This window comes from Gordonia zhaorongruii, assembly GCF_007559005.1.
In the GTDB taxonomy this organism is placed as follows: Bacteria; Actinomycetota; Actinomycetes; order Mycobacteriales; family Mycobacteriaceae; genus Gordonia; species Gordonia zhaorongruii.
Genome location: NZ_CP041763.1, coordinates 2,279,213 through 2,299,774 on the forward strand (window position 1 = coordinate 2,279,213; position 20,562 = coordinate 2,299,774).

Genomic DNA, 20,562 nt, shown 5'->3' on the forward strand with positions numbered 1-20,562 from the left:
CTACGGGGCGGACGGCATCCGTCAGCGCGGGGCCTTCGCCGCTGCGACGTCCGCCGGGTACTCCTCGTAGAACGGTACGTATCCGCCTTCGCGACCGCGCAGGACCCACAACTCGTCATCGCCCACATCGCTGAATCCCTGCTCACGCAACTCCACCTTGCGGTTCTTGAAGGTCGAGGTCACTTCGATCTCGCCGACGAAGCGGATGAACAGCGGAACGGCGTAGGCGGGCAGCTTGCCGTACAGGGCGTCCGCGAACTCCTTCGGATCCGGCTTGTCCGCTCCGTCCTTCATCGTCACCGCTGCCATGCCCGCACGACCGTCGCACCCGGGGACCTCGACGCCGAACGCGACCGCGCCGTCCACGCCCGCGTAGCCGCCGACGGCCCCCTCCACCTCCGTGGTCGCCACGTTCTCGCCCTTCCAGCGGAACGTGTCGCCGAGACGGTCGACGAAGGCGATGTGCGCGAATCCCAACTCGCGCACCAAGTCTCCCGAATTGAAGTAGGCGTCACCGGACTTGAAGGCGTCCCGGATCACCTTCTTCTCGGTCTCCGAATCGTCGGTGTACCCGTCGAGGGGCACCCGCTCGCTGATCTCCGAGATCAGCAGGCCCGGCGTCCCCTTCGGCACGTCCGTCAGCCGGCCCCGCGAATCGCGCTTCGGATTGCCGTCGGCGTCGTAGTCCACCACCTTGAACGGCAGCGGGCAGAAGCCCGCCGTGCGCTTCACGCTGAACACGTTGACGAATGCGAGGTTCAGTTCGCTCGCACCGTAGAACTCGACGATCCGGTCCATGGCGAAGCGCTCGGCGAACTCGTCCCAGATCTCCGGGCGCATGCCGTTGCCGATGATGACCCGCACCGAGTGCTTGCGATCGGTGTCCTTGGGCGGCTGCGCCAGCAGGTAGCGGCACAGCTCGCCGATGTAGGAGAACGCGGTCGCCCGGTTGAGGATGATGTCGTCCCAGAAGCGCGAGGCCGAGAACTGCTTGCCCAACGCGATGCAGGCACCACCGGCAAGCACTGCGCCGAGCGAGACCGACAGCGCATTGTTGTGGTACAGCGGCAACGGCACGTACATGGTGTCGGACGGGCGCAACCGCACCGAGAGGCCGCCGATGCCCGAGTAGTTGGCGAGCCACCGATTGTGACTCATCACGCTGGCCTTGGGCAGGCCGGTCGTTCCGGACGTGAAGATGTAGAACGCGGACGTCGACGCGGGCAGCGTCGCGGTGACCGCGGGGTCGGTATCGGGCTTTCCGGTCGCCGCCTCGTCGAGTGCCGGGAAGTCGAAGACGTGCTCGGGATGCGCGTCGGTGCTCATCGATTCGAACGCCTCATCGCATTCGGGATCGCGGAGCAGGACCTTCGCGTTCATCAACGACATGCTGTGGTCGATGACCTCGCCGCGCTGGTTGTAATTGATCATGCCGGCCACCGCGCCGAGCTTGACCGTCGCCAGGATCGCCATGAGGTCGGTCGGGTTGTTCTTCGAGAGGATCGCGACCACGTCGCCGACTCCGACACCCTGATCTGCCAGCACCGCCGCATAACGGTTGACCTGGCGATTCACCTCACCGTAGGACGACGACTCGCCCTTCCAGCGCAGGAACGGACGATCTGGATGGTCGGCTGCCAGCTTCTGGAAGACCGAGCCGATCGACTTCTTCTTGTCGGCGGAGCGGAACAACAAGCCGGGAGCGTGGCGGACCATCGACGGCACGTCTGGTGCCATTTTGACCGCGCCTTTGACGATGTCGGTGATTCCGACCTTGGTGGGTACCGCATTCATGGCAACTTCACTCCTCCTGCCGACAGGTGAACGCCGTCACCTTACCGCCGGGTCAGTTGATCGATGGCACTGCCCACTGTGTCCACGACGATAAGGCGCTCCATGGCCCGGGATGACACGAATCCGCGGGTTCCCAAGTCGCGGAGCCACGCCAGCATCGGATCGTAGAACCCATCGTGATTCACCATCACGATGGGCTTCCCATGAACCCCGAGGTATGCCCCGGTCCAGGTCTCGAAGAGCTCTTCGAGCGTCCCCACACCGCCGGGCAGAACGATGAAACCGTCCGACAACTCGTCCATCAGGCGCTTCCGCTCACGCATCGTGTCCGTGACGATGAGCTCGTCGGCGTCGAGGTCGGCTACCTCCCTGGCCATCAGATGCTCCGGAATGATGCCGATGGTCCGGCCACCCGCCTCGCGCGCGGCCCGCGCCAGGGACCCCATCATCGATACGTTTCCGCCACCGGATACCAGCGTCGAACCGTTGGCGGCGATCGCCGCACCGGCCTGCGCGGCGAGTCGCAGGTACTCCTCGTCCACCGGACCGGAAGCGCAGTACACGCAGATCGCGCTCACGGCCGCACCGCCTTCTCGCAGACCGCCCGCACAGCCTCAGCGGGACTGTCCACCAGCGTGATCAGATCGAGGTCCTCGGGCGAGATCATCCCGTCGTCGACGAGCGTCGTCCTGATCCAGTCGAGCAGCGGACCCCAGTACTCTCGCCCGACGAGCACGATCGGGAAGCGAAGCACCTTGCGGGTCTGCACGAGGGTGACCGCTTCGAAGAACTCATCCAGTGTTCCGAGGCCGCCCGGCAGACAGACGAACGCCTGCGCGTACTTGACGAACATCGTCTTCCGGACGAAGAAGTAGCGGAAGTTCATGCTGAGCGTGAGCCAGGGGTTCTGGTGCTGCTCGAACGGGAGCTCGATGTTGAGACCGATCGACTCGGCGCCAGCCTCGAACGCGCCGCGGTTGGTCGCCTCCATCGCACCCGGCCCGCCACCGGTGATGACCGCGAACCCCGCTTCGCCCAGCAGGCGCCCCAACTCGACGGCCTGGCTGTAGCGAGGCGTCCCTGGCTTCACGCGCGCCGAACCGAACACGGTCACCGCCTCTGCCACGTCCTCCATGGCGTCGAAGCCCGCTACGAACTCCGACTGGATGCGCAGGACGCGCCACGAGTCCCGAACGGTGCGGTGCGCCGCCCGCGCCGGATCCCGCGGATCCACCCACTCGAGGAGACCGCGATCGGTCGGCACCTGCTCCTGCGTCGGCGGCATCCGAACCTGGGCGGCCCCCACGAACCGCAGCGGCGAATCGTCGGGATCCCACTGTTCTCCGGTTTGGGACTTCGCGCTACTGGATTCGCCGTCGGCCATGCGCAAACGCTACCAACCCGGACTCGCACTGCTGTTCCGTGAACCGCCTCAGCGCGAAAGGTAGTTCCGCAGGATCCTGGTGACCTCGCCGATCTGCTCGGTCGGCACCCGCTCGTCGGCTCGGTGCGCCAGACTCGGATCGCCGGGACCGAGGTTGACGGCGGGAATCCCCAGAGCGGCGAAACGCGATACATCGGTCCAGCCGTACTTGGCCCGGAACCGGCCGTCGGCGGCGTCGACCAGCGCGGCGGCGGACGGATGGGCCAGCCCGGGCAACGCACCCGCCGCCGAATCGGTGATCCGGGCCGTCACCGCTCCCCCGTCCAGGTCGGCGGCGAACACCTCGCGTACGTGCTCGAACGCCTGCTCGGGAGAGCGGTCCGGTGCGAATCGGAAGTTGACGTCGACGTACACCTCGTCGGGGATCACGTTGCCCGCGACTCCGCCGTGCACAGCGACCGCGGACAGACCTTCTCGATACTCGCATCCGTCGATGTCGACGCGGCGCGGCTCGTAGGCGGCCAGCGTGGCGAGCAGCCCCCCGATCTTGTGGATCGCGTTGTCGCCCATCCACGCACGCGCCGAGTGGGCGCGCGTGCCCGTCGCCGAGAAGCGCACCCGGAGGGTGCCTTGGCAACCTGCCTCGATCTGACCGGCGGTGGGCTCGCCGAGGATCGCGACATCGGCGGTCAGCCAGTCCGGGAGTTCCGCCTCGATGGTGTTCAACCCGTTGAACTCAGCCGCGATCTCCTCGCAGTCGTAGAACACCAGGGTCAGATCGTGGGCCGGGTCCTCGAGTGTCGCGGCCAGGTGCAGGAACACCGCGTCGCCCGACTTCATGTCGACCGTGCCGCACCCGTGGAGCACATCGCCCTCATCGTCGGTGACGGTCCGGCGAGACGGGACGTTGTCGACGATCGGCACCGTGTCGAGATGACCGGCCAGGATCACCCGGCTGTCGAGTCCCCGATCGGTGCGCGCCAGTACGCAGTTGCCGCGCCGGATGACCTCGAACCCGGACAACTGCTCCCGCAACGCGGCCTCCACGACGTCGGCGATCAGGGACTCGTCCCGACTCACGCTGGGGATGTCGACGAGCGCCGCGGTCAGTTCGACCGGGTCTGCGGACAGGTTCAGGCTCGGAGTGCTCACGAGAGACCATCGTAGGCGGCCGGCGCGGAATGCCGGGGCGCGCTGTCCTGCCGACCCCACCGTTAGACTCGTACCGTGACTAATCAAGGTGCTGTTGCCATTGGAATCGCCACCGTGTGGGAGAACGACGGATCGACCGCCGTCCTCGACACCTGGTACCCGAAGCCCGAACTCGATCCGTCGCCGGGCGCGACCGGTTCGATCGAATTGACCGGCGACGACATCCCCGCCGACCTCCGCCCGCTCGTCGGCACCGATGAGGCCCGTTCGGTCCGGACCGTCGCCGTGCGAACGGTGATCGCCGACCTGTCGAGCCCGCCGTTGGACACCCACGACGTCTACCTGCGCCTGCACCTGCTCTCGAACCGCCTCGTCGCACCGCACGGAGCGAACCTGGACGGCCAGTTCGGACTGCTCGCCAACGTCGTGTGGACCAACTTCGGACCGTGTGCCGTGGACGGCTTCGAGGAGACCCGCATGCGTCTGCGCGCCCGTGGTCACGTCACCGTCACCTCGATCGACAAGTTCCCGCGCATGGTCGACTACGTGTCGCCCGCCGGCGTCCGAATCGGCGACGCCGACCGCGTCCGCCTCGGCGCTCATCTGTCGCCGGGCACCACGGTGATGCACGAGGGCTTCGTGAACTTCAACGCCGGGACCCTCGGCACCTCGATGGTCGAGGGTCGGATCTCGGCGGGTGTCGTCATCGGCGACGGCTCCGACATCGGCGGTGGCGCGTCCACCATGGGCACCTTGTCGGGCGGCGGCAAGGAGATCATCAGCATCGGCAAGCGCTGCCTGCTCGGCGCCAACGCGGGTTGCGGCATCCCGCTCGGCGACGACTGCGTGGTCGAGGCCGGCCTCTACATCACGGCGGGCACCAAGGTGTCCGGACCGGACGGCCGAGTCGTCAAGGCCCGCGAACTGGCAGGCCGGTCCAACCTGCTGTTCCGCCGCAACAGCACCACCGGAGCCGTCGAGGTGACGGCGAAGGAAGGCGACGGCATCGCCCTCAACGACGCGTTGCACGCGAACGACTGACTATCTCGGTCCCTGCCCCCGGTCGCTCGTCGACCGGGGGCATTTCCGTGCGGCCACCCGGAGATCGACCTCGGCTGCCGAGTCTGGGCCCCATACGGGTCGGCGATGCGAGAAGACCGGCCGTACTGGAGCGCCGTCAGGCGAAAGGCTCAGCGCAGACGCTCGACGGCGGCGTCGACGCGCTCATCCGTGGCCGTCAGCCCCATGCGCACGTGCTCGTCGCCGGACGGGCCGTAGAAGTCGCCAGGGGCCACCAGAATGCCGCGGTCGGCGAACCAGTCCATCGCGGTGCGCGAGTCGTCACCGCGGGTGGCCCACAGGTACAGACCGGCCTCCGAGTGGTCGATCGTGAAGCCCGCATCGGTCAGCGCCCCGCGCAGCTTGTCCCTGCGGGCGCGGTAGCGCTCGCGTTGCGCAACGACGTGAGCATCGTCGGTGAGTGCCGCGACAGCGGCACCCTGGATCGGAAACGGCACGATCATGCCCGCGTGCTTGCGGACGGTGAGCAGTTCCGCGATCAGGTCACGGTCGCCTGCGAGGAAGCCGGCCCGGTACGACGCCAGGTTCGAGACCTTCGACAGCGAGTGCACGGCGAGCAGGCCCGTGTGATCGCCTCCGCACACGTCCGGGTGCAGCACCGAATGCGCCGATCCCTCCCAGGCAAGACCGAGGTAGCACTCGTCCGAGACGACGACGGCGTCATTGGCGCGAGCCCAGTCGACGATTCCGCGCAGATGAGCCGCCGACAGCACGGCACCCGTCGGATTCGAGGGACTGTTCACGAAGATCATCACGGGTGCGTCCGGCCCGTAGTCTCCGATCGCGTCGGCGCGACGCACGACGGCGCCGGCCAGTAGTGCGCCGACCTCGTACGTCGGGTAGGCGACCTCGGGGATCACCACCGTCGCACCGGCGGGCACGCCAAGCTGCGAGGGCAGCCCGGCGATCGCCTCCTTGGTCCCGATGACCGGGAGGATCGACGCCTGATCGAGTCCGGTGACCCCGAACCGTCGCTGCAGCGCCGTGGCAGCCGCTTCGCGGAGGGTGAGCGTGCCCAGGGTGGCCGGGTAGCCCGGGAACTCCGCCGAGGCGGCGAGGGCGTCGCGGATCACCGGGTCGACGGGATCGACGGGTGTGCCGACCGAGAGGTCGACGATCCCGTCGGCGTGCGATGCGGCACGAGCCTTCGCGCCCGCGATCGTGTCCCACGGGAAGTCCGGCAGGCCGGCGCTCACCGGCCGCAAGCGACTCACGGCGTGATCAGTCCTCTTCGCCCATCGGAGGCAGCTTCTTGATGAACTCGGCGTCGTAGTCGACCTTGCCGACCTTGCTCGCCCCACCGGGCGAACCCAGTTCGTCGAAGAAGTCGACGTTGGCGCTCACATAGGGCTCCCACTCGTCGGGCACATCGTCCTCGTAGAAGATCGCCTCGACCGGGCACACCGGCTCGCAGGCACCGCAGTCGACGCATTCGTCGGGCTGGATGTAGAGCATCCGGGCACCCTCGTAGATGCAGTCGACCGGGCACTCCTCGACGCACGCCCGATCCAGGACGTCGACGCAGGGCTCGGCGATGATATAGGTCACAACGCTCTCCTCACTGAACAGATGACCGAAGGCGAGGGCTGATCGCATCCGGCGGAAGTCTCGATACAGATTATCCGCCCCGGTCGTCCCGGGCCGAAACGCCTCCCCCGCAAGGGGCTGCAGATCACACCCATCACCTGGCACTACTTTTGCGCACGGTGAATGAAAGTCAGATCGACAGGGTCGGCCCAGCCGACCCGACCGGCACCGCGACCCGAGAGTAGTCGGTCGTGCGCTGACGCGCGTTCCGCCCGATGCCCTCGACGATCTCGGTCAGCTCCTCCACGGTCTTCTCCGAGCCGTGCTGACTGCCGGCCATCCGCGAGATGGTCTCCTCCATCAGCGTGCCGCCCAGGTCGTTGGCTCCACCGCGCAGCATCGCGCGTGTGCCCTCCACCCCGAGCTTCACCCAACTGGTCTGGATGTTGTCGATCCGCCCGTGCAGCATGATGCGGGCCAGGGCGTGAACGGCCCGATTGTCGCGCCGGGTGGGGCCCGGCCGGGACGCCCCCGCCAGGTACAGCGGAGACGACTGATGCACGAACGGCAAGGGCACGAACTCGGTGAATCCGCCTGTTCGATCCTGGATCCCGCGCAGGACGTTCAGGTGTCCGACCCAGTGCCGCGGCGAGTCGACGTGCCCGTACATCATGGTCGAGCTGGAGGGGATGCCCACTTCGTGCGCGGTGGTGACGATGTCGATCCACGCCGACGCAGGCAGCTTGCCCTTGGTCAGGATCCAGCGCACCTCGTCGTCGAGGATCTCGGCGGCCGTTCCGGGGATGGAATCCAGCCCGGCCTCGCGCAACGCGGTCAACCATTCGCGGACCGACTCGCCGCCGCGGGACGCTCCGTTCACGATCTCCATCGGACTGAAGGCGTGCACGTGCATGGACGGCACACGCGCCTTGACCGCGCGGACCAGATCCGCGTATCCGCTCACCGGGAGTTCGGGATCGATGCCGCCCTGCATGCAGACCTCGGTGGCCCCCGCGACATGCGCCTCCCACGCCCGGTCCCCGACGTCGGCTGTCGACAGGGTGAACGCGTCCGCATCACCCTTACGCTGCGCGAACGCGCAGAATCGGCAGCCGGTATAGCAGATATTGGTGAAGTTGATGTTCCGGTTCACCACGTAGGTGACGTCGTCGCCGATCACGTCGGCTCGGATCGAATCGGCAAGAGCGGCAAGAGCATCCATGCCCGCGCCGTCCGCGGTCGCCAGAGTCAGGTACTCGTCGTCGGACAATCCGGCCGGATCGGCCTCCGCGTGGCGCAGCGCGGTGGCGACCTCCGACTCCAGCCGCTCGGGTACTCCGGCGTCGGCATCGAGCGCCAGGACCTGCTCGCGGATCGTGTCCCAGTCGCCGAACGCACTCGCCAGGTCGCTACGGGTGTCGGTGTTCCGTCCGTCGGTGTCGATGGCGGTGTTCAGGTCGGTCCGGCCCGACGAGCCCCAGTCCTCATCCGGCTCCTGCCATGGCAGACCCTCCGGACGCACATCGACGGCCAGCCCCGTGTCCGGGTCGGTGAGCGCCGCGACGTGCCGGGCGATGCGGGGATCGATCCACGGCGAACCGGCGAGCACATACCTCGGCTGCGCGGCCGAGCGCTCGGTCAGCGAGTACCCGGTGGACGCGGTGATCTCGGCCAGCGTGTCGAGGTTCGGCCACGGCCGCTCGGGATTGACGTGGTCGGGCGTCAACGGCGACACCCCGCCCCAATCGTCGACGCCCGCCTCGACCAGTGCCCGGCACTCGTCCGCCGACACCAGGTTCGGCGGCGCCTGGATGCGCATGCCCGGTCCCATGACCAGTCGTGTGACAGCCACCGCGGCCAGGAACTCCGACATCTCGGCGTCGGGAGCTGAGCCCATCGCCGTATCGGGTTTGGCCCGGAAGTTCTGGACGATCACTTCCTGAATGTGACCGAACGCCTTCTGCACCTTGCGGATCGCGAAGACGGACTCGGCCCGCTCGGTCCGCGTCTCGCCGATCCCGACCAGGATCCCGGTGGTGAACGGGACGGTGAGCCGTCCCGCATCGGTCAGCACGCGCTCACGGACCGCGGGATCCTTGTCGGGGCTCCCGTAGTGGCATTCGCCCTTCTCCGTGAACAGCCGGGTGGACGTGGTCTCGAGCATCATGCCCATCGACGGCGCGACCGGCTTGAGGCGGTTGATCTCCTCCCAGCTCATCACGCCCGGATTCAGGTGCGGGAGCAGGCCGGTCTCCTCCAGCACGCGGATCGATGCGGCTCGGACGTAGTCGAGAGTGGAGTCGTACCCGCGTTCATCGAGCCATTGGGCGGCCTCCGGCCACCGGTCCTCGGGGCGGTCGCCGAGCGTGAACAGCGCTTCCTTGCAGCCGAGCGCCGCTCCGTTGCGCGCGATCGCGACCACCTCGTCGAGTTCGAGGAACGCCCCGTGCCCCTCACGCTTGAGCTTGCCCGGGACGGTCACGAACGTGCAGTAGTGGCAGCGGTCCCGACACAGCCGGGTCAGCGGGATGAAGACCTTCCGCGAGTAGGTGATCTGCCCGGCCCGCCCCTCGGCCTCCAGCCCGGCGTCACGCACCCGGCCCGCTGCCTCGCACAGCTTGGTCAGGTCGTCGCCGCGAGCGGCGAGCAACACCGCTGCCTCGTCGACGTTGAGTGGGATCGCGTCGGCGGCCCGGCGCAGTGCGCGCCGCATCGCCGATGGTGTCGGATCGCTGACCCCGGATGCCGATTCGGAAGACGTCACCCTGTCGATGGTAGCCACGTCACCCCCGCCTTACGCCACACGGCAGGTCATGGATTCGCGAGCGACCTGATCAGAGCTCGTCGAGCCGTGCCATCGAGTTGGCGAGTGCGCACGCGCCCAGGCCGGACACCAGCAGCAGCAGGACCCGCCAGTCGCCGATCAAGGCGCCGTTGCCGCTGACTCCGGGCAGCGTTGCGGTGAGCACCACCAGCGTCCATGCGATGACAGGTGCGTAGCGCCAGGCCGACGCGGTGAGTTCCGCCGCCCGCTTGAGGAGCACGACGTTTCCGGCCGCCGCGAGGATCACCGTGACCGGAGCGGGCACGGAGCCGATCAGGAGGTTGAGGTAGAAGACGGAGATCACGCCGAGGATCAGCCCGCACAGCGTCAGCAGACCCACCTCGAGCCGGTCGAGCAGCTTCACCGGAGCCCCTCGAACAGGTCGGTCTCATGCCTTCCGGTCGCACCCGGATCGGTCCGGATGAAGTGCTCGACGGCGTGCACCGGCTGCGCGATGCGGTTGGACAGCGCGTACTCGGTGCCCGAAGGCGCGACGGTCACCTGGGTGGCGTGCGCTGCCAGCGCGGCGACCTTCGCTGCAAGCACCCCGGAGACGTCGACGGACGCGGTCACCTGGTCGTCCGGATAGCTCGGCAACTCGCCGCGTTCGGGCAGACGCCAGCCCTCGGGGAGATCCGTTATCGCGGCGAGCCCGGCGTTCAGCGCCGACCGCTGGGTCACCGACTCGTACACCTTGCACGGAAATCCGGTCTCGGCGCGCGAGAGTGCTATGGCCCCGACCGAGATCTCGTGCACGCGCTTGTGGTCGGGGTGTCCGTACGTCCCCGCCTCGTCGTAGGTGACGATCACGTGCGGCGCGAAGCCGTCGATCTCGGCGCGCAGGGCGGACACCAGTTCCGCCTCCGCTGCCTGGACCAGTGCGCGCGGGTGCTCGGCGGACGGAGTGCCGGCCATTCCGGAGTCCCGCCAGCGGCCCGCGCCTCCGAGGAACCTCGGGCCGATCCGGTCCGCACCGGCGGCGAGTTGACGCAACGCGGTGGTCAGTTCCGCGATGCGGAATCCACCGAGCTGGTCGGCACCGCCGTCGGCGACGAGTTGCGCCCACTCGTCACCGATCACCTCCCCCTCTTCACCGAGGGTGAACGTGACGACCCGGACGTCCGCGCCCTCGGCGAGGTAACGGGCGATGACGCCGCCGGTCATGAGCGACTCGTCATCCGGGTGCGCGTGCAGAAGCAGCAGTCGCAGAGGTTCGACCGTCACCGCAGACTCCAGCGCACCGCGTTGCCGAACACGCCCAGCTGCGGCGAACCGTCCAGTGAGACACCGCCGATCTTCTCAGTGGCGGCACCGAGTACCGAGTCCTGGTAGATGGGCAGGTACACCGCCTGGTCGGCGAGCAGATCCTCCGCCTGCTGCAGCTGTTCCGCGGGGTACTCCGAGGTCATCGCCGCCGTCGCGAGCTCCATCAGGTCCGGATCGCACAGGCCCGAGATGTTGCCCGTGTACGTGCTGTCGGGGTCGACGGGTGCCGGTGCTGCGGACGACTTCGGGGATCGGCCGGTCGACGTCGGCAGCACGCTCTCCTCCGCCGGGTCGTCCTCGGGCTCGACGGTGTGCGCACCCGCTTCGGTAGCGGCCTTCGGCGCGGCGCAGCCCACCTGCGAGGCCAGCGCCGTCGCCGGGTCCGATCCCATCGGGTTCCAGCCGACCACCATGTCGACCCGGGCGTTGCGAAGCGCCGAACCGTAGAGCTCGGTGTTCGACATCCCCTGAACGCTCGCGCGGATCCCGCTGGCGCGCAACTGATCCGCCATCGACTCGGCCGCGGACATCACCTGCTCGTCCGAGTTGACCGCACCGATGCGGACCACCAGGTCCTGCTCGCCCTTCTCGATCGGTGCGACGTCGTACGGCAGTCCCGGAACGTCGGTAGGAGTCAGAGTGGGCGTGGCAGGCTCCTCGCTGGCCGACGGGTCGGTCGGCGGCGCCGGACGGGGAGTCGCCTCCCCCGGCTGGTACCCGGCCGTCGCCAGCAGGTCCTTGATCTCCTGCGGGGACGGACGCTGCCGTTCGACGGGCCGGTAACCGCGGTTGGACGGCGCGTACACGGTGTTGGCGGTCGGCGTCACCACCGTGTCACCGGCCGCTGCCGCGCGGATGAGGTTCGCGTCGATGACCCCGAAGATCGCCTTGCGCAGCGGCAGCGACGCCATCGTCGCCGAACGTGTGTTGGCGTTGACGCTGAGACCACGCGCCATCGGCAGCCGTTGGGTCGTGACACCCGGAATGGCACCTACCTCAGCCTCCGACGCCGGTCCCGCGGTCAACGACACCATCGTCGAGTCGCCGTTGCGGATGGTCTGCGCCATCTGCGGCGCCGTGCCCGCCCGTCGCAGCACCACCTGATCGATCTCGGGCGGCTTGCGCCAGTACCGGTCGTTGCGGATCAACCGGACCTCGTCCCGGGCCCGGTCGATCGAGTAGATGGAGAACGGTCCGGCCGTGACCGGCTTCCCGTTGTCCATCCCGGTCTGGAAGCCGCCCTGCTCGGGCCGCAGCGTATGACTCGGCAGCAGCGAGGTGAACAGTTCGCGCCACGCCTCGTACGGGGCGTCGAAGGTCACCGTGACCTCCTTGCCGCCACCGGTGGTGCGCACGTCCTTGATCGCCCGGTACCCCGCGGGCGCCACCACGTTGGGCTGCCTCGCCATCTGCTGCCACAGGTACGCGAAATCGTCGCCGGTCACCGGAAGTCCATCGGACCATTGAGCGTCGTCAACGATCTGATAGGTGACCTCGAACGGCTCCTGGGAGGTGACCTCGGCCGACTTGAGGAGCGCGGCGTTGCGCTCCCACTCCAGCCCCTGCGGGGTCTGGGTCGGCACGAATGCACTGGGCAGCGTGAGGGCCGCGACCGCGGTCGTCACCGTACCGAGGTCGGAGCTGATATGCGGATTGAAGCCGGAGCCGATCGAATCGGTCGCGACGAACACGGTGCGCTCGTCCGGATACTCGTTGGGCGTCGTCTTCGACAACGTCTCGCGGACCGGCGGGGGCGGATCGGCCATGCAGGCTGTCGCCGCGACCCCGACGATCCCCGTCATCAGCACAGCCGCCATGCGTGCCCGCACGGTCTTCATCCGCACACCCTTCCACCGCGTTCCGATCCCACTGCCCCGGCACCGACGGGGCGCCGGGCCCCGAGTCTCACCTCACGGTGGGCGCGGGGCCGGGCAACCAGCCGATCAGGCCTGGTCGCGAGCCTTCGCCCGCGAGCGCTCGCGCGCACGGGTCGAATGGTCCAGATTGACCTTACGCACTCGGCAGACCTCGGGAGTCACCTCGACGCACTCGTCTACGGCGCAGAACTCCATCGCCGCCTCGAGATCGAGCTCCATCGGCTTCGCCAGCGTCTCCATCACGTCCGCGGACGACTGACGCATATTGGTCAGCTTCTTCTCGCGCGTCACGTTGATGTCGAGGTCCTCCGCACGCGGGTTGATGCCCACCACGTGACCCTCGTAGCTGTCGTCGCCCGGGTGCACGAAGAACGTGCCGCGGTCGGAGAGCTGGATCATCGCGAACGGGGTGACACTGCCTGCACGGTCGGACACCAGCGAACCGGTGTGGCGTGCCCGGATCTCGCCTGCCCAGGGCCCGTAGTCGGCGAACACCGCGTTGGCGATGCCGGTGCCACGGGTCTCGGTCATGAAGTCGGTGCGGAAACCGATGAGGCCGCGGGAGGGCACCTCGAACTCCATGCGGACCCAACCGCTGCCGTGGTTGTTCATCTGATCCATGCGGCCCTTGCGAGCGGCGAGGAGCTGGGTGACGGCCCCGAGGTACTCCTCGGGCACGTCGATGGTGAGGTGCTCGAACGGCTCGTGCACCTTGCCATCGACCTTGCGGGTAACGACCTGCGGCTTACCGACTGTCAGCTCGAAGCCCTCGCGCCGCATCTGCTCGACGAGGATCGCCAGCGCGAGTTCGCCACGGGCCTGGACCTCCCAGGCGTCCGGTCGGCCGATGTCCTGCACGCGGAGCGAGACGTTGCCGATCAGCTCACTGTCGAGCCGGTCCTTCAGCATGCGGGAGGTCAGCTTGTGGCCCTTCACGCGGCCGGCGAGCGGTGACGTGTTGGTGCCGACGATCGCCGAGATGGCCGGCTGATCGACGCTGATGCGCTCCAGCGCGACCGGGTTCTCCAGGTCGGCGAGGGTGTCGCCGATCATGATCTCGGACATGCCCGCGACCGCCACGATGTCGCCGGCGACGGCGTACTCGGCCGGTGCGCGATCCACGCCGAGGGTGATCAGCAGCTCGGTGATCTTGGCGCGCTCGATGACCGGCTCGCCGTCCACCTCACGGCACCAGGAGACCTGCTGTCCCTTGCGGAGCATGCCGTTGTGGATGCGGACCAGGCCGAGACGGCCGAGGAAGGGCGACGCGTCGAGGTTGGTGACGTGCGCCTGCAGCGGCGCCTCACTGTTGCCCTTGGGGGCGGGCACGCTGTTGATCAGCACATCGAACAGCGGGTCGAGGTTCTCGCCGTCGGGCACCTCGCCGTTAGCCGGCTCCTCGGTGCTGGCGACACCCGCACGACCCGATGCGAACAGCACCGGCAGTTCGAGGGCGAGCTCGGCGGCTTCGGCAGCCTCGTCGTCGAGATCGGAGGCGAGGTCGAGGAGCAGGTCCTGCGACTCGGTCACGATCTCGCTGATACGGGCATCCGGCCGGTCGGTCTTGTTCACGACGAGGATCACCGGCAGTGAGGCGGCGAGCGCCTTGCGGAGCACGAATCGCGTCTGCGGGAGCGGACCCTCGGAGGAGTCGACGAGAAGCACGACACCGTCGACCATCGACAGCGCACGCTCCACCTCGCCACCGAAGTCGGCGTGGCCCGGGGTGTCGATGACGTTGATGACGTACTCGGAGCCGTCGGGCTGACGGCGGTGCACGGCGGTGTTCTTGGCGAGAATGGTGATGCCCTTCTCGCGCTCCAGGTCGCCGGAGTCCATGACGCGGTCGACGAGTTCGGCACGCTCGCCGAACACACCGGACTGACGCAGCATCGCGTCGACCAAGGTGGTCTTGCCGTGGTCGACGTGCGCCACGATCGCGACGTTGCGGAAGTTGGGGACTGCGCTCACTAAGGTCTCTTTCATCAATGCGGTGTCGGGAAACGACGAACCATGCAAGGGTAGCGGCATCATCCGTCTGATGCGATTTCCACGCTGTCGTTATGTAGTTAGGCTCAGCTAAACTATCGCCATGGGCAAGACCGATCCCGCCAAGGTAGCCAAGCTGAAGCCGAAGAAGAAGTGCTGCCGCAAATCGACCCGCTGCCTTCGCTGCCCCGTCGTCGTGCATCGCATGTCCAAGATCGACTGCGACTCGATGTCCAAGAAGAAGGCGACCAAGGAACTCAAGAAGGCCCGCGCGGCCTAACGACCCATTTCGCGATAACACTGCAGGTCATCGACGAGTTCGGGCACCCACGCCCGATCGTTCGGGACGATCTGGGCCGCCTCCTCCAGTGCCAGCAGTTCGGCGGGGGCCACCCACCGGATGGCGCGATGCTCCACCGCTCGCGGTGTTCCGTCCAGCAGTTCGGCGCGCAGGGCCACCAGTTCCAGACCGGGCTCGGGCTGCACGGTGACGCGCAATCGCGAGCCGACGCGAACGTCGACGTTTAATTCCTCACACAACTCCCGGGCGAGCGCTTCCCGCGGCGTTTCGCCGGATTCCACCTTCCCGCCCGGCAGTTCCCACAGTCCGTCGAGTTCCGGAGGATAGGACCGCTGAGCGAGGAGAAGCCTGCCCGCACGGTGGAGTGCGCCGGCGACTACCAGCACCGCGCTCATCCGCCGATCACCGCGATCCGTTCCGCGGCAGGCGTCAACCGGATCCGCGCGCCCGCCTCGGTCGCCCGGTCGGCGACCGCGTCGAGTTCGATGCCCGCGCCCGGACCCCGATCCACGGCGGCGTGAATCCGCCACTGCCCCACCATCGGTACCGAACGGGTGGCCACGGCCTGCCCATCCGGATCCGCAGTGGCGCGCACCGCATCGGGCCTCAGTCCGACCGAGCACGGCCCGTCCGGCAGATCCGCGAAACCCTCGACGCCGCCGACCGCGACATCGCCGATCGGTGTGCGCAGCGTTCCGGATTCGGCGGTCGCCTCCAGGATCCGGGTGGCACCGAGGAATCGCGCCACCCATTCATCGCCCGGCCTGCGCCACAGCCGTTGCGGCGAGGCGGTGTCGACGATCCGGCCCTCGCGCATCACCGACACGACGTCGGCCATCACTGCCGCCTCCCCGTGGTCGTGGGTCACCACGACGGTCGGCGTGCCTGCAGCGCGGACGATGTCGCTGATCGCCACCGCGAGGTCGTCGCGAAGCCGTCGATCCAGTGCGGCGAGCGGTTCGTCGAGGAGCAGCAGCCGCGGTCGCGGTGCCAGAGCTCGCGCCAGCGCGACACGCTGCGCCTGCCCGCCGGACAGTTCCTCGACCCGGCGCTGCGCCATGCCCGGCAGCTGGACCAGCTGCAGCAGTTCCTCGACCCGTTCGCCGATCTTCTTGCGCGACATACCCCGTCGCGCCAGCCCGTACGCGATGTTCTGGCCGACGGTACGGCCGGGAAAGAGCTGACCGTCCTGGAAGACCACCCCGAAGTCCCGACGATGAACCGGCACCCGCGCGAGGTCGTGCCCGTCGTACGCGACGGTGCCCGACGCGATGGGCTCCAGACCCGCGACGGCCCGCAGCATCGTCGACTTTCCGCACCCGGACGGCCCGAGGAGCGCGGTGACCAGGGACGCTCCTCCGACTTCCCAGTTCACACCGTGCACGGCCTCCCGGTCGCCGTAGCGCACGGAGACCTCACACATCGTCAGCAACGCCTGCTCCTCCCTCTCGTCGGCGACGGACCCGTCCGGTGCCCGTGAAGATCTCCACGGCCGCGACGACCAACGCGCTCACCGCTACCAGCAGTACCGCCGCGGCCATCGCCGTGGCGAGGTTGTCCGGCCCCGGCCGACCCATGAGCTGTCCGATCAGAACCGGAATCGTCGTGGTGTTCGGCCGGGCGAGGAACGTCGTCGCACCGAACTCGCCGATCGCCATCACGAACGCGAACGCCGTGGCCGCACCCAGCGAACGTGCGGTCAACCGCAGATCCACGCTCCAGAAAACCCGCAGCGGGCCGGCACCGAGCGACGCTGCGACGTCACGTTGCCGTGACGGCACCTGATCGAGCGCGGGCACCATCACGCCGACGACCACCGGAATGGCGATCAGCGCCTGGACGCAGGGCACCACCAGCGGCGACGCGGCCACCGAGTACGGCAGTTCGGCGAGCGCGAGGGTGTACCCGAACCCCAGGGTCACCGCGCTCACCCCGAGCGGGACCACCGCGAGAACCGCCCCGACGCGCGACACCAGGCCGCCTGTCCGGGTCACTGCGATGGCGGTGAGCAGCCCGACGGCCACGGCGATCACGGCGGCGAGGAGAGCGCTCGTCAGCGAGTAGCGCAGCGATCCGAGCGCCGACTCGCCGTACGTGTCGTCGACCAGCGCCCGGTACCCGGACAATCCCCACTGCCCGCCCGGCCGCAGCGACCGGACCACGAGGGTGACGACGGGCACCGCCAACCACAGGACCGCCCAGGCGAGCACTCCCGCGACCGCCACGCGGACGACGCCGCGAGGACGACGGCGTTGCATACCCGCCGCGGCGGGTGGCACGCGCGCGCTGCCGACGGCTCGGGCGACGCCGAGCGCCGCCAGTACGAGGAGGATCTGCATCACCGATAGCGCCACCGCCTCGGATAAGTGCCCGTACCCGATTCCCTGCAGGTAGATCTCGGTCTCGAGCGTGCTCGCCCGGCCGCCGCCGAGGATCACGATCACACCGAAGCTCGTGGAGCAGAACAGGAAGATCAGGGCCAGCGACGATGCGACCGCGGGCAGCAGTCGTGGTACCACCACGTCGACGAAGGCGCGCAGCGGCCCGGCGCCGAGCGATCGAGCGGCGGCGACCTCGCGCTGATCCACCCGCTGCCACGCCGCCGACACAACGCGCACCACCACGGCCACGTTCAGGAAGACATGCGCGAGAATGATCGCCGGCCAGCCCTCGCTGATGTCCAGACGCTCGAGCGGCCCGTCGAGGAGGGCGCGGAACGCCACACCGACGACCACGGTCGGCAGCACGAACGGCAGTGTGACGAGCACCCGGATCAGCCCCGCTCCGGGTAGGCGAATGCGCGCGAGGAGCCACACGATCGGTGCGGCGACGATCAGGGCGGCGAGTGCGGAGGCTGCAGCCTGCGCCGCGGTGACGCCGAGCAGACTCCAGGCGTCGGTGCGGTCCCACGCCTGGAGAACCGAGAGACCTCCGTCCGCCGAGGCTGCGCGCGCGGCGAGCACACCGAGCGGCCAGACGAACACTGCGGCCGTGAACAGCATGGGAAGCAGTGCGAACGCCGGACGCGCGGCGACGCGGAAACCCGGAAGCGTCAACGCTTCACGGTCTCGCGCCATTGGTCGAGCCACTTCTCACGGTTCTTGTCGATCACGTCCGGCGACATGCGCACGGTCCACGAGGGCGACGGCGCACGCAGACGCCAGTCCGTGGGCAGCCTGGTGTCCTTCCGGACCGGATACACGTACATGGACGTCGGCAGAGCCGCCTGCACGTCGGGGCTCAGAAGGAAGTCGACGAGTTTGCGGGCCCCGTCGACGTTGCGTGCCCCGCGCAGGATCCCCACGTACTCGACCTGTGCGAAGCAGCTGTCGAGGATCGCATGGGTACCGGGAGTCGCCGCCGGGCTCGACGCGTACGAGACCACGAGCGGCCGCGAGCCGCGACCCTCGCCCGCGCTGAACTCCTGGTTGTACGCCACCTCCCAGCCGGAGACGACCCGCACGCCGTTCTGCACCAGTGCACGCCAGTAGTCGAAGGTCCGGCCCTGATAGTGGCCGATCGTCGACAGCAGGAAACCCATCCCGGGCGACGACGTCGCCGGGTCCATGACCACCGTCAGGTCCTTGTACCGGGGCTCTGTCAGGTCGTCGATGCTCGTCGGCGGCGCAACACCGGCGTTGTCGAACCACGCCTCGTCGACGTTGACGCACACGTCGCCGTGGTCAACGGCGGTGAGCAGGTCGGGGTGTTCGGGCACCGCGTACTCCGAGGCGCCTTGATCGGCGGCGCGCGGGGTGTACGGCTCGAGCGCGTCAGCCTCGATCGGCCGCGCCGCGAAGGTGTTGTCGATACCGAAGACGGCGTCCGCCTTCGGGGAGCCCGGCGTCAGGGAGACCACCGACGAGAGTTGGCCCGCATCGCCGGACCGCACGATGTTCAGCTTGTACCCGGTCCGCTGCTGAAACTCGTCGATGAGCGTCTGCGGAAGCTCGAACGAGTCATGGGTCATGACGCTGACCTCCTCGGTGCTGTCCGAGGACGCACAACCCGCCCCGCCCGCGGCGAGAACGGCGACCAGTCCGATCGCGAGTGCGCGGCGAGCCCGCCGAACGGGCCGCGCTCGTCTCGCGTCGAGAGGTGTCACGTCGAAACTCTCCTGATCTCGGCCGGAGCCGGTGGCTGACACCGCACCTCCCCGATCCTTCTCCCGAATCCGGTTCGCGGTACCTGTTCTCTGCGATCTAACCAGTTAGCCGCAGTTGGACGCAGGCAGCGATGTCCTCCACTGCACGCACACTCAATCCCACATTTCACACTGGTAACAATTTTCACTCCCGTCTCAGAAGTTTCACAGCTGAGCGGTTACACTTTCGACATTGCCCGTTCCGTTTAACGATTGGATCCGTCGTGCGATTTGCGCGCACCCTTCGCACCGCAACCGTCACCGCAGCCATTGCGGTCACGGCCGCGGTCGCCGCACCGGCCACCACCCATGCCGCACCCGCCGAGAAGGCGACCGCAGGCGAGCAGACGATCCCGCTCCCCGATAAGGCACCCGACGTGGACCCCGAAGTCCTCAAGTCACTGGGCGCATTCGCGCCGGCGCTCATCGGATCCGTCGCAACGCGCGACGCCGACGGAAACGTCAACGGCAAGCTCCTGACACAGGCCCGCGAACTCGCGGACAATCCGACGATCCCCGCGGAGGCCTCCGACACCTGGCGTTCGCTGATCGACTTCCTCGGCGAGCCGGGACGCGAGCGCGCAGCCGCCGCCGGCGCGATCCCCGGCGCCGAGAAGGACGCCGCCGAGAAGAAGAAGGCGGACGACGCCCCCAACATCCCGTCCGGCCCCGACAAGCCCAAGATTCAGGAATTCCTGTACCCGACCATCGGCATCGGCTGCATGCCCGGCGGAAACTCCGTGGGCATGGCGCTGACCACCGCCGGACCGCAGGAAGCCCCGGCACCGGGACCGAAGCGCGGCCAGGCGGGCTTCGTCTACACCAGCTTGGGCACCGGTCCGGCCAAGAACAACAACCGTCGCCTCTGGGCCTCGTGGCTGAACCTCGAGACCGGACGCACCGGCCAGACGGCACTCAAGCCGAACCCGAAGATCAACGCCGGGGGGCCGGGCACCTTCACCGGCATCGCCAAGACCGGCCGCGGCCGCATCGTCTCGACCATCTACGGCGACGTCACGACCAGGACCAAGGGCCGCACCGTCTCCTGCACCATCGCTCCGACGATCGGCACAGCGATCATCTGACGCACCGAATTCAGAACGGCACCCTCCGGCACATCGCCGGAGGGTGCCGTTCTTTCTGCACCAGACCCGGGGCCGGAGACCAGGCGGGGCCACACAGTCCAGGCGGCCCGCCGACCCCGCAACCACACCGGTATGCACG

Annotated in this window: 18 protein-coding genes; 3 read left to right on the forward strand and 15 right to left on the reverse strand. The window is 68.3% G+C overall.

The features are described from left to right. Window positions 1-21: 21 nt before the first annotated feature. The 4 genes from FO044_RS10575 to dapE are packed head-to-tail and all read right to left on the reverse strand — an operon-like array spanning window position 22 to window position 4,330. Window positions 22-1,794, reverse strand: a complete 1,773-nt coding sequence (locus FO044_RS10575) for a long-chain-acyl-CoA synthetase (RefSeq protein WP_132991832.1) — start codon at window positions 1,792-1,794, stop codon at window positions 22-24. Window positions 1,795-1,835: 41 nt separating this feature from the next. Next, complete coding sequence (locus FO044_RS10580) at window positions 1,836-2,372, reverse strand: LOG family protein (RefSeq protein WP_143965636.1); 537 nt, start codon at window positions 2,370-2,372, stop codon at window positions 1,836-1,838. Then, window positions 2,369-3,178 carry an LOG family protein gene (locus FO044_RS10585; protein ID WP_143965637.1) on the reverse strand — a complete coding sequence of 270 codons (810 nt, stop codon included), beginning with the start codon at window positions 3,176-3,178 and terminating at the stop codon, window positions 2,369-2,371. The genes FO044_RS10580 and FO044_RS10585 overlap by 4 nt, the downstream gene beginning before the upstream one ends. A gap of 48 nt (window positions 3,179-3,226) precedes the next feature. Beyond that, entirely contained in the window at window positions 3,227-4,330 is a 1,104-nt protein-coding gene (gene dapE, locus FO044_RS10590) for a succinyl-diaminopimelate desuccinylase (RefSeq protein ID WP_132991835.1), read from the reverse strand. Between the two features lie 75 nt (window positions 4,331-4,405). Here dapE and dapD point away from each other — a divergent pair, with 75 nt between their 5' ends. After that, complete coding sequence (gene dapD, locus FO044_RS10595; RefSeq protein WP_132991836.1) at window positions 4,406-5,371, forward strand: 2,3,4,5-tetrahydropyridine-2,6-dicarboxylate N-succinyltransferase; 966 nt, start codon at window positions 4,406-4,408, stop codon at window positions 5,369-5,371. Between the two features lie 149 nt (window positions 5,372-5,520). On the opposite strand, the gene dapC is transcribed toward dapD, so the two are convergent. From dapC to typA, 7 genes are all read right to left on the reverse strand, one after another. After that, complete coding sequence (gene dapC, locus FO044_RS10600) at window positions 5,521-6,606, reverse strand: succinyldiaminopimelate transaminase (RefSeq protein ID WP_132993296.1); 1,086 nt, start codon at window positions 6,604-6,606, stop codon at window positions 5,521-5,523. A 25-nt stretch (window positions 6,607-6,631) separates the two neighbouring features. Then, entirely contained in the window at window positions 6,632-6,958 is a 327-nt protein-coding gene (fdxA, locus tag FO044_RS10605) for a ferredoxin (protein ID WP_132991837.1), read from the reverse strand. A 169-nt stretch (window positions 6,959-7,127) separates the two neighbouring features. After that, on the reverse strand, window positions 7,128-9,701 hold the full coding sequence (locus FO044_RS10610; protein ID WP_268896095.1) for a bifunctional FO biosynthesis protein CofGH: 2,574 nt from the start codon (window positions 9,699-9,701) through the stop codon (window positions 7,128-7,130). 70 nt (window positions 9,702-9,771) lie between these two features. Then, on the reverse strand, window positions 9,772-10,125 hold the full coding sequence (locus FO044_RS10615) for a hypothetical protein (RefSeq protein ID WP_132991839.1): 354 nt from the start codon (window positions 10,123-10,125) through the stop codon (window positions 9,772-9,774). Beyond that, window positions 10,122-10,985: an N-acetyl-1-D-myo-inositol-2-amino-2-deoxy-alpha-D-glucopyranoside deacetylase gene (mshB, locus tag FO044_RS10620; protein WP_132991840.1), complete on the reverse strand. Its 864-nt coding sequence runs from the start codon at window positions 10,983-10,985 to the stop codon at window positions 10,122-10,124. Before mshB ends, FO044_RS10615 begins: the two co-directional genes overlap by 4 nt. Continuing rightward, the gene (locus FO044_RS10625) at window positions 10,982-12,865 is read right to left on the reverse strand and encodes an ABC transporter family substrate-binding protein (RefSeq protein WP_132991841.1); all 1,884 of its coding nucleotides are present in this window, start codon (window positions 12,863-12,865) and stop codon (window positions 10,982-10,984) included. The genes mshB and FO044_RS10625 overlap by 4 nt, the downstream gene beginning before the upstream one ends. A 105-nt stretch (window positions 12,866-12,970) precedes the next feature. Then, a complete protein-coding gene (typA, locus tag FO044_RS10630) occupies window positions 12,971-14,875 on the reverse strand; it encodes a translational GTPase TypA (protein WP_132991842.1) in 1,905 nt (634 codons plus the stop codon). Window positions 14,876-14,996: 121 nt separating this feature from the next. On the opposite strand from typA, the gene FO044_RS15050 reads away from it, so the two are divergent. Next, window positions 14,997-15,173 (forward strand): hypothetical protein, encoded by a 177-nt coding sequence (locus FO044_RS15050; protein WP_165943034.1) that lies wholly within the window; start codon window positions 14,997-14,999, stop codon window positions 15,171-15,173. Here FO044_RS15050 and FO044_RS10635 read toward each other — a convergent pair. The 4 genes from FO044_RS10635 to FO044_RS10650 are packed head-to-tail and all read right to left on the reverse strand — an operon-like array spanning window position 15,170 to window position 19,299. Then, on the reverse strand, window positions 15,170-15,589 hold the full coding sequence (locus FO044_RS10635; protein WP_132991843.1) for a (deoxy)nucleoside triphosphate pyrophosphohydrolase: 420 nt from the start codon (window positions 15,587-15,589) through the stop codon (window positions 15,170-15,172). The genes FO044_RS15050 and FO044_RS10635 overlap by 4 nt on opposite strands. Further along, on the reverse strand, window positions 15,586-16,626 hold the full coding sequence (locus tag FO044_RS10640) for an ABC transporter ATP-binding protein (protein ID WP_132991844.1): 1,041 nt from the start codon (window positions 16,624-16,626) through the stop codon (window positions 15,586-15,588). Before FO044_RS10640 ends, FO044_RS10635 begins: the two co-directional genes overlap by 4 nt. Beyond that, entirely contained in the window at window positions 16,610-18,271 is a 1,662-nt protein-coding gene (locus FO044_RS10645; RefSeq protein ID WP_132991845.1) for an ABC transporter permease, read from the reverse strand. The genes FO044_RS10640 and FO044_RS10645 overlap by 17 nt, the downstream gene beginning before the upstream one ends. Further along, a complete protein-coding gene (locus FO044_RS10650; protein ID WP_235831313.1) occupies window positions 18,247-19,299 on the reverse strand; it encodes a thiamine ABC transporter substrate-binding protein in 1,053 nt (350 codons plus the stop codon). The genes FO044_RS10645 and FO044_RS10650 overlap by 25 nt, the downstream gene beginning before the upstream one ends. A gap of 263 nt (window positions 19,300-19,562) precedes the next feature. Here FO044_RS10650 and FO044_RS10655 point away from each other — a divergent pair, with 263 nt between their 5' ends. Next, window positions 19,563-20,423, forward strand: coding sequence for an Rv1157c family protein (locus tag FO044_RS10655; protein WP_132991846.1), 861 nt, complete (start codon window positions 19,563-19,565; stop codon window positions 20,421-20,423). The last annotated feature ends 139 nt before the right edge of the window (window positions 20,424-20,562 follow it).

Bases quoted from the DNA above. Each gene is read 5' to 3' on its own strand.
- FO044_RS10575 (WP_132991832.1), bottom strand. From the start codon at position 1,794: ATGAATGCGGTACCCACCAAGGTCGGAATCACCGACATCGTCAAAGGC.
- FO044_RS10585 (WP_143965637.1), bottom strand. From the start codon at position 3,178: ATGGCCGACGGCGAATCCAGTAGCGCGAAGTCCCAAACCGGAGAACAG.
- FO044_RS10625 (WP_132991841.1), bottom strand. From the start codon at position 12,865: ATGAAGACCGTGCGGGCACGCATGGCGGCTGTGCTGATGACGGGGATC.
- FO044_RS15050 (WP_165943034.1), top strand. From the start codon at position 14,997: ATGGGCAAGACCGATCCCGCCAAGGTAGCCAAGCTGAAGCCGAAGAAG.
- FO044_RS10635 (WP_132991843.1), bottom strand. From the start codon at position 15,589: ATGAGCGCGGTGCTGGTAGTCGCCGGCGCACTCCACCGTGCGGGCAGG.
- FO044_RS10645 (WP_132991845.1), bottom strand. From the start codon at position 18,271: ATGGCGCGAGACCGTGAAGCGTTGACGCTTCCGGGTTTCCGCGTCGCC.